Source organism: Verrucomicrobiia bacterium (assembly GCA_035495615.1).
Classification (GTDB): Bacteria; Omnitrophota; Omnitrophia; order Omnitrophales; family Aquincolibacteriaceae; genus DATJFP01.
In genome coordinates this window covers 1-12,217 of the sequence record DATJFP010000050.1, presented here as the reverse complement: position 1 = coordinate 12,217, position 12,217 = coordinate 1, and the positions used below count along the sequence as shown (strand labels likewise).

Annotated in this window: 9 protein-coding genes; 8 read left to right on the top strand and 1 reads right to left on the bottom strand. The window is 59.2% G+C overall.

Going from position 1 to position 12,217, the window contains the following annotated elements:
- The 6 genes from VL688_06770 to VL688_06745 form a co-directional block, all read left to right on the top strand.
- On the top strand, nt 1–2,985 hold a 2,985-nt coding region (locus VL688_06770), incomplete at its 5' end, for a HAMP domain-containing protein (protein HTL47750.1).
- Between the two features lie 14 nt (nt 2,986–2,999).
- The gene (locus VL688_06765) at nt 3,000–4,673 is read left to right on the top strand and encodes a response regulator (protein ID HTL47749.1); all 1,674 of its coding nucleotides are present in this window, start codon (nt 3,000–3,002) and stop codon (nt 4,671–4,673) included.
- Nucleotides 4,674–4,770: 97 nt separating this feature from the next.
- On the top strand, nt 4,771–6,174 hold the full coding sequence (locus VL688_06760; protein ID HTL47748.1) for a YihY/virulence factor BrkB family protein: 1,404 nt from the start codon (nt 4,771–4,773) through the stop codon (nt 6,172–6,174).
- Nucleotides 6,175–6,289: 115 nt separating this feature from the next.
- On the top strand, nt 6,290–7,396 hold the full coding sequence (locus VL688_06755) for an ATP-binding protein (protein ID HTL47747.1): 1,107 nt from the start codon (nt 6,290–6,292) through the stop codon (nt 7,394–7,396).
- Nucleotides 7,397–7,660: 264 nt separating this feature from the next.
- Entirely contained in the window at nt 7,661–8,149 is a 489-nt protein-coding gene (locus VL688_06750; GenBank protein HTL47746.1) for a hypothetical protein, read from the top strand.
- A 195-nt stretch (nt 8,150–8,344) separates the two neighbouring features.
- Nucleotides 8,345–9,010 (top strand): response regulator transcription factor, encoded by a 666-nt coding sequence (locus VL688_06745; protein HTL47745.1) that lies wholly within the window; start codon nt 8,345–8,347, stop codon nt 9,008–9,010.
- 12 nt (nt 9,011–9,022) lie between these two features.
- Here the strand turns inward: VL688_06745 and VL688_06740 are convergent, their stop codons facing one another.
- Complete coding sequence (locus VL688_06740) at nt 9,023–10,408, bottom strand: hypothetical protein (protein ID HTL47744.1); 1,386 nt, start codon at nt 10,406–10,408, stop codon at nt 9,023–9,025.
- Between the two features lie 171 nt (nt 10,409–10,579).
- Between VL688_06740 and VL688_06735 the strand changes: the two genes are divergently transcribed.
- Complete coding sequence (locus tag VL688_06735) at nt 10,580–11,095, top strand: hypothetical protein (protein HTL47743.1); 516 nt, start codon at nt 10,580–10,582, stop codon at nt 11,093–11,095.
- Nucleotides 11,096–11,144: 49 nt separating this feature from the next.
- Nucleotides 11,145–12,044: a diguanylate cyclase gene (locus VL688_06730; GenBank protein HTL47742.1), complete on the top strand. Its 900-nt coding sequence runs from the start codon at nt 11,145–11,147 to the stop codon at nt 12,042–12,044.
- Nucleotides 12,045–12,217 lie beyond the last annotated feature (173 nt).

Below are 12,217 nucleotides of genomic sequence, written 5' to 3'. Positions count from 1 at the left end.
TTTGCCGCAGAAGTGACCCGCGTGGCCAAAGAAGTCGGTACGGAAGGACGCCTCGGCGGCCAGGCCGACGTGAAAGGCGTTTCCGGCACGTGGAAGGACCTCACCGACAACGTGAACGTGCTGGCCGGTAACCTGACCAACCAGGTGCGTAACATCGCGAAAGTGACGACGGCCGTCGCGAAAGGAGACTTGTCGCAAAAGATCACGGTCGATGCGCGCGGCGAAATTTTGGAACTGAAAAACACGATCAACGTCATGGTGGACCAGCTGAACTCCTTTGCCGCAGAAGTGACCCGCGTGGCCAAAGAAGTCGGTACGGAAGGAAAACTGGGCGGCCAGGCCGAGGTGAAAGGTGTTTCCGGTACGTGGAAGGACCTCACCGACAACGTGAATTTCATGGCGTCCAACCTCACCAAGCAGGTCCGCGGTATCGTACGCGTCGTGACCGCTGTCGCGACCGGCGACCTGAACCAGAAATTCGTGCTCGAAGCCAAAGGTGAAGTCGCTTCGCTGGCTGAAACCATCAATAACATGATCGACACGCTGCGTACCTTCGCCGACCAGGTGACCACGGTGGCCAAGGAAGTCGGTCTGGAAGGAAAACTCGGCGGACAAGCCAAAGTGCCTGGCGCGTCCGGCGTGTGGAAAGACCTCACCGACAATGTGAACGTCATGGCGAAAAACCTTACTTCGCAAGTCCGCGGCATCGTGAAAGTCGTGACCGCGGTGGCAACCGGTGACTTGTCCCAGAAATTCGTCCTCGAAGCGAAAGGGGAGGTCGCCGCTCTCGCCGAAACGATCAACAGCATGACCGACACGCTGAAGACGTTCGCCGACCAGGTGACTTCTGTCGCCCGCGAAGTCGGTATCGAAGGAAAACTCGGCGGACAAGCCAAAGTGCCTGGCGCGTCCGGCGTGTGGAAAGACCTGACCAACAACGTGAACCAGCTTGCCGGCAACCTGACCTCTCAGGTGCGCGCGATCGCCGAGGTGTCCACGGCCGTGACGAAAGGTGACCTCACCCGGTCGATCACCGTCGAAGCGCAGGGAGAAGTCGCCGCTCTGAAAAACAACATCAACCAGATGATCGCCAACCTGAAAGACACGACGCAGAAGAACAACGAGCAGGACTGGCTGAAAACCAACCTGGCGAAATTTTCAGGCATGATGCAAGGGCAGCGGTCGATTACCGCCGTGGCCCAGCTGATCATGTCCGAACTCACGCCGCTGGTCGATTCACGCCACGGCACGTTCTTCATGATGGAGCCCACGCCGGACGGGCAGCCGCAGCTCAACCTGATTGCCAGCTACGGCTATTCGCAGCGCAAAAACGTGTCGAACCAGTACCGCATGAAGGAAGGCTTGATCGGCCAGTGCGCGTTCGAGAAGAAAAAGATCCTTCTCACGCACGCGCCGGCGGATTACATCGCCATCCAGTCGAGCCTCGGGGAAGCGGTTCCGGTCAACATCCTCGTGATGCCGGTGCTCTTTGAAGGCCAGCTGAAGGCCGTCATCGAGCTCGCTTCCTTCAAGCCGTTCAACGTCAACTATCAGACCTTCCTGGACCAGCTCATGGACTCCATCGGCGTCACGCTGAACATGATCTCGTCCTCGATGCGTACCGAAGAACTGCTGCAAGAGGTCAAACGCTCGAACTCGGAACTGGAAGCGCAAGCCAAAGAACTCGAAGACAAAGCCAAGCTGCTCGAACTGAAGAACCGCGAAGTCGAACTGGCCTCGCAGTCCCTGGAAGAGAAAGCCGAGCAGCTGTCTCTGATTTCGAAGTACAAGTCCGAGTTCCTTGCGAACATGTCGCATGAACTGCGTACGCCGCTGAACAGCCTTCTCATCCTGTCGAAGATTTTAGCGGAGAACAAAGACAAGAACCTCACGCCGGCGCAAGTCCGGTTCGCGGGCACGGTGTATTCCGCGGGCTGCGACCTGCTCACCTTGATTAACGAGATTCTCGATCTGTCCAAGGTCGAAGCCGGCAAGATGTCCATTGAGCCCAACCACCTGCTCATCCCGGAAGTGCAGAGCTACCTCGAGAACAACTTCCGCCCGGTGGCCGAGCACAAGGGCATCGACTTCAAGATCACGGCCCAGGGCGGCGAGAACTATCCGCCCATTTACACGGACGTGAACCGGCTGCAGCAGATCCTGAAGAACCTCCTGTCGAACGCGTTCAAGTTCACGGATGAAGGCAAGGTCGAGATGGTGATCAAGCACATGAAGCCGGGCACGAGAAAGTTCGGCATGCAAACGCTCGACGAGGGAGACGGAATCTTCTCCTTCTCGGTGCGCGACACCGGCATCGGCATCCCGTTCGACAAGCAGGACTTGATCTTCGAGGCGTTCCGGCAAGCCGACGGCACGACCAGCCGCAAGTACGGCGGCACGGGCCTGGGCCTGACGATCAGCCGCGAAATCGCGCATCTGCTCGGCGGCTGCATCGAAGTCGAGAGCACGGTGGGCAAGGGAAGCACGTTTACCCTGTTCCTGCCGCAGAGCTACCAGGGCGTCGTGACCACGCTGCCCGATCATCCCGAATCCACGTTCGAAGTGCCGGCGCTTCCGGAGAACGCGGATTTCTCGAGCAAGAAGGTACTCATCATCGACGACGACAAGAGAAACATTTTTGCGCTTTCCCAGGTGCTGGAAGACCGAGGCATGAACGTTCTGCAGTCGGAGAACGGCCGCGTCGGCATCCAGATGCTGAAGGAAAACGAAGACGTGGACATCATCCTGATGGACATCATGATGCCTGAAATGGACGGCCATGAGGCGATCCGGCTGATCCGTCAGGACAACCGCTTCAAGGCCTTGCCGATCATTGCCTTGACGGCCAAAGCCATGAAAGGGGACCGCGAGAAGTGCATCGAGGCCGGCGCGACGGATTATCTTCCGAAGCCTGTCGACTCGGACAAGCTTCTCAGGACCTTGTTCTTCTGGATGAATCAACCGCAGAGCCTGATTGAAAGATGAGGTCGGGATATTCCATGGCACACGAGGCCCTGAGTCAGGATACCGAAGAAAAAACGAATATCCTGATGGTCGACGATTCGCCGGCCAACCTGCTGGCGCTTGAAGCGCTCCTTTCCTGCCCGGAATACAATCTGCTCCGGGCGGAATCGGGGAAGGAAGCGCTTACGCTTCTCCAGCAGCACGACTGCGCGCTGATCCTTCTCGACGTGCAGATGCCGGGCATGGACGGCTTCGAATGCGCCCAGCTCATCAAGCAGGGCCATCGCACCAAAGACATCCCGATCATCTTCATCACGGCCATCGGCAAGGACATCAGCTTTGTTTTCCGCGGCTATAAGTACGGCGCCGTGGATTACATCCTCAAACCGCTCGATCCCTACATTCTCAAGTGCAAGATCTCGGTGTTCGTCGAGCTGTACAAAAAAAGCCGGAAGATCGAGAAGCAGGCCATCAGCATCTCCGAAAAAACTTCGGAGCTGCTGCTTTCCAACCAGGCCCTGCAGCTCGAGATGAAGGAGAGGATGAAGGCGCAGAAGGAAGTGCTGGAGATCAGCGACCGGGAACGCAAGCGCCTGGGCCAGGACCTTCACGACGGCCTTTCGCAGCAGCTCGCGGCCATCGGCTTCATGGTCAAGGCGATCCAGAAAAAGATTTCTCCGGAGTTCGGCAAGGAAATCAAACGGCTCGAGGAAATCATCGGATTCGTGAAAAAAACCATCAACGACACCAACAGCCTGTCCCGCGGCCTGAATCCCATTTCGCTCGAGGCCAAGGGGCTGCCGTGCGCGCTGGAAGAACTGGCCAAGAACACGACGGAACTCTGCGGCACGTCCTGCGGCTTTTCCAACGACGGGGTCGTCAACTTCAAAAACTATTACCTCGAAATCAATTTGTACCGCATTGCCCAGGAAGCGATTCACAACGCGCTCAAGCACGGCAAGGCCACAAGGATCGAGATCAAACTGCAGGCCAAAGGCGAAAAAAACTGCATGATCATCGAGGACAACGGCGTCGGGTTCCAGGCGAAAACCACGGAGTCGCTCGGCATGGGGCTGCGGAACATGAAGTACCGCGCGCAGATGATCGATGCGGAGATGCAGGTTTCGCCGAGGTCCGAAGGCGGGACGCTCGTCCAGTGCATTTTTTATCCCAACATCAGCGTCGTGCACGACATCGGCGACGGCCCCGGGGAGGAAGAGCCCACGGGCAAGGTCACGGTCGAAAAGATCGCGGACCGCAAACGGATCCTGCTGGTCGACGATCATCCGCTCCTGCGCAAAGGCGTGGCCGAGCTCATCGAACAGGAACCGGACATGGGAGTCTGCGGCGAAGCCGAGGACGCGTCCCAGGCGCTGGAACTCATCGAGAAGACCAAGCCGAACGTCATCCTCGTGGACATTTCGCTCAAAGAATCCAGCGGCATCGACCTGGTCAAAAAAATCAACCAGCGCTACGACGGCCTGTTCATCATGGTGCTGTCCATGCACGAGGAAAACATGTACGCCGAGTCCGCGCTGGCCGCGGGCGCCAAAGGCTACGTCACCAAGCAGGATTCCGCGGAAACGCTTGTCAAGGCCATACGCCAGGTGCTCTCCGGCCAGTATTACGTGGGCGGCCGGCACCGCGACGCTATCTCCAAGAAATTCGGATTCCCGCTGCCCGCGCTCGCTCCCGCGGCCGCGTCGTAATACCGAGCCTTTTTCCTTCCTGAGGTCGGGGTTTTGCCTGATACCCAAAACAGGCCGCGCGCCGGATGATACTCGTCCGGGAGCACTCCCATCGGCTATGTTTAAAGAAACCTGTGATTTTTTCACCCGCGGCATCTGGCGTTTGAGGGCGGACCGGCTTACGGCAAAAGAAGCCGTGGCCATCCGGCCGCTGCGCATTTTCCTGCTTTCCCTGCGCGAGTTCGCGTCCGATCAGGCCTTTTACCGCGCCGCCGCGCTGACATTTTTCACTCTTCTCGGCCTCGTGCCTCTCGCGCTTCTCGTGTCCGGCCTTGCCCGCGATCATGGCCTGCAAAGCAATCTGCTGAACCTCCTGCCGTCCGCAAAAACAGGGGGGCTTCAGCCTTTTGCGTCGTTTCTGCGGCAGGCCGCGCTGCAAACGCCGGTGAAAACGTGGACGCTTGCGGGAGGCGTGCTGTCTTCGCTCGTGCTGTTGAAAATTCTTGGGGAAACCGAAAGAAGCCTGGACCGCATCTGGGGCGTCAAGAACGGAAGGCCCTGGTATTACCGCCTCCACGACGGTTTCTGGCTGCTTTTTTTTGGCGCGCTCCTTCTGTCGGCCGCGATCGTGCTGCCTCGCTACGCGCGCGAGATCCCGTGGCCGATGGCTTGGAAAAAAATCCTGGATTCCCGCGCGCTGTATTACGACGCGGCCCTGCCTTTTGCCGGCTATGTCTGCGCCTGGCTGTTTTTTTCTTTCCTTTACGCAAGCCTGCCGTACGCCAAAGTCCGCCTGGGGCCGGCACTCCTCGCGGGTTTTTTTGCGGCCATTCTGAACGAGGCGGGCCAGGCCTTTTATGCCGCGGCGCAGACCGGCCTTTACCGGGCATCGCCGCTTTACGGTATTCTGGCGGCGGTGCCGCTTTTTCTTGTTCTCGTGCAAGGGACCTGGATGCTTTTTCTCTACGGCGCGGAAATCAGCTTTGCCTGTCAGAACGAATGCAGCTACGAGCATGAGCTCGAATGCAAACAGGCCAGCCACCGCCTGAAAACCGTGACCGCGCTGATGATCACAAGCCATTGCGCCCGCCGCTTCGTGGAATTGCGGGACCTTCCCACGGCCCCGAGTTTGTCGCAGGAGCTCGGCGTGCCCGCGCGGCTCGTGCAGGACGTGCTGCGGATGCTGGTCCGCTCACGGGTCCTTGCGGCGGTGCACGTGGAAGGTTCGGACGAATTCCATTACCAGCCGGGGCGGCCCGTGGAAGCCATGACCCTCAAGGACGTGGCCGAGGCCTTTGACCGTGCGGGCATGAATTCCTTTTCGGTCGGCGAGAGCCCGGAAATGGAAAAATACCAGGAGTTCGTGGACCGCCTGTGGGGGAGCCTGGAAAATGCCCCTGAAAATCTTCCGCTGAGGGAAACGTTCGGCAAAATTCCCGACGACGGCAGAGCGCGGTTCCAGCGCAAAATAAGCGGTCCTTTTCCCGCGATGCCGCAGGACCTTGCGGACGAGGCCGTATAAGTTTCGCTTCGTTTGGCAGACCTGTTGGCTTATACTGGAGGCGTTCGAACTCATGTCCATTGCTTCGCAAAGCCAAGCAAATCATTCCCCATTCTCTGGAAGCCGAGGCCGTTTCGTGACTAAAATCGCCGTCATCGGGCAGGAACCGAAGAATGCCGGCCGCGTCGTGGAAACCCTCCGGCGGCTGGGGTATGAAGCCGTGAACGCGGTCCCCGGCGCTGAAAACCTTGCCGCAGAAGCGCCCGATCTCATCCTGGCCGGCGCGGTTCCGGAAGAACCGGGAGCCGCCGCCGCTTTCGCGGAATGGCGGGGCCGCGGCATTCCTATCCTTTTTGCCGCGGACCAGGCGGATGCCTCGGTCCTCGAACGCGCTTTGTCGGCCGGATCCTCCGGCCTTCTTCTCATGTCTTTTCCGGATGAAGTGTGGCGCTCCGGCATCGAGCTGGCGCTCGCGCGCGCCGCGGCCGCCAAATCCTGGCGGGAAAAAACCGAGGATCTCGCGCGCTCCAACCGCGAGCTGGAACAATTCGCGCACATGGCCTCGCACGATCTCCAGGAACCGCTCGTCGTCATCTCCAATTTCATCAGCCTGCTGGCCATGCATGCCCAGGGCAAGCTCGACGCCAAGGAAGTGGAATATTTGAAATGCGCGGAAAAGGGAGCGGGCCAGGCCCAGCGGTTCGTGCGCCGCATGCTGGAATACGCCAAGGCCGGAAGCCGCGTGCGCCCGGAAACGGTCGACTTCGAAGTTTTGTTCCAGCAGCAGCTGCGCGATCTCAAGCTGGCTGTCCTCGAAAGCGGGGCGGAGGTCACGCATGACCCGCTGCCGAAAATCGAAGCCGATCCTTTTCTGATGGCCCAGCTTTTTCAAAATCTTCTTCTCAATGCGCTGCGCTTCCGGCGTCCCGAAGAGCTTCCGCGCATCCACGTCTCGGCCGGCCGGAAAAACGGGGAATGGGTTTTTTCCATTGCCGACAACGGCGTCGGGATTGATCCCAAACGGCAGGGGGATATTTTTTCGCTGTTCCGGCGCCTCCGGCCCGCTTCGCATGATTCGGTGCCCGGCCTGGGTCTTGCCGTCGCCAAGAAAATTATCGACCGCCACGGCGGCAGGATATGGCTGGAATCCGAGCCTGGAAAGGGCTCCACGTTCTATTTTTCGCTGCCGCAAAATGTTCTCGCCGCAATTCCCGATACCGGTTCTGCTGCGGCAAAGGGTTGATGAACCTGTCCGGTCATCACCGTTACCGTTTCCTTCCTCCGCCGCCTGACGCGAGTTCGAGTTCCGTCCTGATTGAGGCTTAGGCCGCTTCCCGTTATCTTAGCGCCTTGGACGCGCGGGCAATGCCGGCGATGTTCAGATCTGATCCGGTGCCGGTTTTCCCGACGGCCTTCTGAGCCATGAGCCCGTGATTCGGGTTCACACCCCCTCCGCAGAACCAAAGCGCCCGAGGACCGGAACCCTTACAAAAAAAAGGAGAATAACATGCGAACGAATTTGAAAATGATTGCATTGCTTGCCGCGGGCCTTCTCATTGGACAACAGGCCGCTTTCAGCGAAATGGTGCAGGGCCAGGTCACGGCCGTGAACCAGGCCAATAATTCCCTGAAAGTCCAGATGATGCAGCCCGGCGGCGAGAAGAAGGAAGTGGAGCTCAACATCCCGCAGCAGGGGGAATTCCGCGGGATCCAGTCCCTGGCGGATGTCGAAGTCGGCGATCAGATCCGCGCCGAAGCCAATAAACCGGCACTCGGCATCGGTTCGTGGGAAGCGAAGTGGATTGAAAAATCCGCGGCGCAGGCTTCCCAGACGCAGGGCGCCCAGTCCCAGGGCCTGCAATCCCAGAGCTCCCAGTCGTCGTTCGGCGGCAACCCGAGCGCCGGAGCTCAGCAGGCTGGAACCCCGGCCCGGAACGCCGGCGGTTCTCTTTCTTCGGAGACCGGCACCACGGGCACGCAGGGCCGTTCTTACTAGACCCCAAATCCCCGGCAGCCGCGGGCGGGCCGTCGTGACGGCCTGCCCGGGCACCGCGGGTCCTACATATGTCGTGTTCCCTACACGGGTACTAAGGGAAAAAGCCTGATCGACATTCCCTTCGAGAAATGGTGGAATTACGCATGGATAGAACGAAACGTCAAGAAGAGGTTTGCCAAAGGAAGGAAGGTTCCCTTGATCGCCAAAAATGAGGATATCAAAAAAATCCTGATCGTGGACGATCATCCCGTATTCCGGCAGGGAATCAGCCGGCTGATCATGGATGAGACCGACCTCAAAGTGTGCGGGGAAGCCGAAAGTACCGACGAGGCTCTCCAGGCCATCCAGAACACGCAGCCGGATTTGATTATCGTTGACTTGTCGTTGAAAAACAGCAGCGGGATCGATTTAATCAAAGCCGCCAAGTCGCAGTTCGGCCCGCAGCTCAAGATGCTCGCCATCTCCATGCACGAAGAGACCATCATGGTGGAGAGAGCCATTCGCAGCGGGGCCCGGGGCTATGTCACCAAGCGCGAAGCCGCGGACCACCTGCTTGCCGCCATCCGCAACGTTTTGGAAGGTAAGTTTTACTTGAGCGAGGCCACCAAAGAAAGAACGCTGCGCAGCGAATTTTCGGCTCCGCAGGAAAACGCCATGTCGGCGCTTTCCGACCGCGAGCTCGAAATTTTCCAGCTCATCGGCGAAGGCCTTACCGCCACGACCATCGCCAAGAACATGCATTTGAGCGTCAAAACCGTGGAAGGTTACCGCAAGAACATCAGGACCAAGCTGAAGCTGAAAGATAACATGGACCTGATCCGTCACGCCATCCAATGGGCGCAATGCATTCAAGCCGCCTGACCCCAAACGGAATCACGAAGCTCTTGGGTAATAGTACCCCTTCGTGGTTCCGTAAGCGCGGCTGTTGAAATCTCCCGTTTTTCCTTCCCACGCCTCGCTAGCATGACCGAACTCCGGTTTCTTGCCTTTCACGCCTTCCTGATATTCCGCGGTGCGCACGGTCTCGATGACGGCGCCTTCCTCGCGGCGGAGCATTTCCGGCGGCTCGCTCGTCTTGGTGGAAGCCGGGGCCTTGCGCGATTTGTCGAGGGAGACGATCGAATCCACGAGCCTCACCTCCGACTCGGTGCCTTCGCTTTTTTCGGCGTGGACCTGGATGCCGTTGTTGTGGAAGGTGCAGAAAGTGCATTCCACGCGGCCCGAAGACCAAAGCCCCGCTTCCGAGGAATTGCCGCCTTCGGCGCGGGAATAGGAAGCATTGACGTTCTCGAGGCGTGCCGAGCGCCAGATCCGGATGTTCCGGGAATTGCGCAGGGCGACGCTGTCGGTGAGCACGGCGTCTTCGCTTTTGAGGTCGAACCCGCCGTCCGCGTTGTCGAAGGCCGAGCAGCGGGCAAAGCGGATGTCTTTGGTTTCCAGCTCGGATTTGAAACCGTCGCCGTTCCAATATTCCGTGAGCGTGTAGCGGTTGTGCCGCGAAGTGCAGTCTTCGAAGGCCACGTCCCAGGCCGGCCCTTCCACGTCAAAACCCACCGCAAAGTCCTGGTCCAAATCGCCGCCGTCCGCGTGGGAATCCAGCACCTTCACCTGGAAAACCCCGCGGCCCAGGCGCACATGGCGCTTGGAATAGCGCAGGCCGTTCACGCCGCGGATCGTGATGCGCGAGGACAGCTTTTCTTCCGGCCCGCAATGGGCCAGGGACTTGCAGGAAGGGGAGCCGGTCAGGAAAATGTTCTGGCGCGTGTCCGCGAAGCTGAGATTTTCCAGCTCCAGGTCGTGGTTCTCGCCTTCGCTCTGGATTCCGCTTTTCACCCGGGAGACTTCGAAATTCCGGATGCGCACGCCTCGCGCGCCTTTTTTGATCGTAATCCAGGATTCGCCCCGGTCTTTGTCGGCCGGTTTGTAAGGCACAGGGCGCGATCCCACGATCTTCACATGGCCTTCGCCCTGCAGCGTTTTGAAGCCCGTCCCGTCGGGCCCGTCGTGCGCCGCATCGATCGAGAGTTTCCAGAACGCGCCGTTGTCGGGCGTGTAATCGCCCTCGAGGACGTGGAGGGTCCCGTCCGCGGACGTCTGGTCCCAGCAGTGCTGCGCGTTCCGCGCGCCCATGGCATTGGCGGCATCCGCGCCGTCGGCCCGTCCCACGGGCTTGGGTGCGAGCCAGCAGTCCTGCGCCGCGGCGCAGGGCGCGAAAAATAAAACCGCAGCGAAAAAAGATAAAAGAGTCCGTCTTTGCATGGCGGCCATTCTACCCGGGGTTTGGCGGGACGGCATCCTCGCAATGCTTCTTTGCGGGTCAGGATTTTTCCGACAAGGGAATGCCACGCACGCTTCCCTGCGAAAAGGGTAAGCCCCGATGGGAGGTTCTTTTATTTTTTTTCATAATGGGTCCCAGAAACGGAGGCTAGGATGCACGAACCTGAATTCTCAGCACCCCGGGAAGTCGGCTCGGAAGAAGGCCCGGAAGACGCGGAGGCCGCTCAAGTGGACAAGCGGCAGAAGGCCTTGCTCCTCATTCACGAAGGCGAACTCTATTTCCGGCTCAAAGACGTCCTGGCGGCGAAGGGGATCGCGGCGGAAGATTTTATTTTCCGGCGTCACGAATGCTCCTTCATCCTGATGGACCAGTCTTATTTCGACCTCAATACCGGAAACTACCTCCGCGACCAGAAATACGAAGGCAAAATTTTCCTGGTGCTGTGGGAGCAGCAGCTGCTTGAAGCCCTGCCCGGCCTGAAAGGCTTCGGCGACATCTTCGATGACGTTCTCATCCTGTGGGAAACGGAAAATGCCGCCCCCTGGCTCGACGCGCTATCGCTCATCTACGGCAAGATGACGCTCGAGCAGATTCTCGTGAAGCATATCGAGGCGCCCCGCGCCGGTTCCCCCAAAATACCTTTGCCGGGATTGGGACGCGTCGCATGAAGTTTGGACCTCAGGTGTCCGCAGCTCCGGGGGCCGCCGGCAGGCAGCCATGAAAGAAACCGCGCGTGACCTTTCCACGGCAAGCGGGGCTTTCTCCGGCCGGGACGAAGCCCGGCGTTTTTTCGACCTTGCTCCGGATCTTTTGTGCATCGTGGGAACGGACGGCAAGCTTCTCAAGATTAACCCCGCCTTCGAAAAAACCCTGGGATACAAGCAAGGCGACTTGCAGGGCCGGTCGGTTTTCGACTACGTGGCCCCGGACGACGAATTTGCGCTCAAAAAGAAATGCCTGAGGGTCCTGCGGGGCGTCGGCGACGTCGTTTTCGAAAACCGTTTCCGGAGCAAGAAGGGAACTTATAAATGGATTTCGTGGAAGGCGCGTCCGGAACTGGCTCAGGGCGAGGTCTATGTCGTGGCAAGGGATGCAAGCCTGTCGCGCAAGGTGCGGCAGAAGTTGAAACACCTGGCGTTCACCGACGAATTGACGGGCCTTCTGAACCGCAGGGGCTTTTATCTTTTTGCGCGGCAGCTGTCACGGATCTGCGAGCGGCAGAAGAAAGATTTTCTCGTGCTGCTGGCCGACGTGAACGACTTGAAAAAAATCAACGACCGCCTCGGCCACGCGGTGGGGGACAAGGCGCTGATCGAAAGCGCCCGCATCCTGAAAGCCCGGCTGCGCGGTTCTGACGTGGTCGCGCGGATCGGCGGAGACGAATTCGCGGCCGCGATGCTGGTCGAAAGCGATCTGGATCACGGCCGTCTGCGCGACTCGCTGCACCGCGCCGCGGAGCAGACGTTTCTTCCCGCGCACGGAGAACCGCTCACGTTCAGCGTCGGCGTTTCTCGGCTGCGCGCGGGACAGCGTTTGTCGCTCGAGCGCATGCTTGTGGAGGCGGACGATCGGCTTTACCGGGAAAAATCGCAGAAAAACCAGCGGAAAGTGGCTTAGACAGACGGCGAGCCCAATTATCAATCTCGCCGTCAAGAGGTGAAGCCATGCTTCTGGGCTTCACCGTGATTAAGGCGAGCCCAATTATCAATCTCGCCGTCAAGAGGTGAAGCCATGCTTCTGGGCTTCACCGTGATTAAGGCGAGCCCAATTATCAATCTCGCCGTCACCAG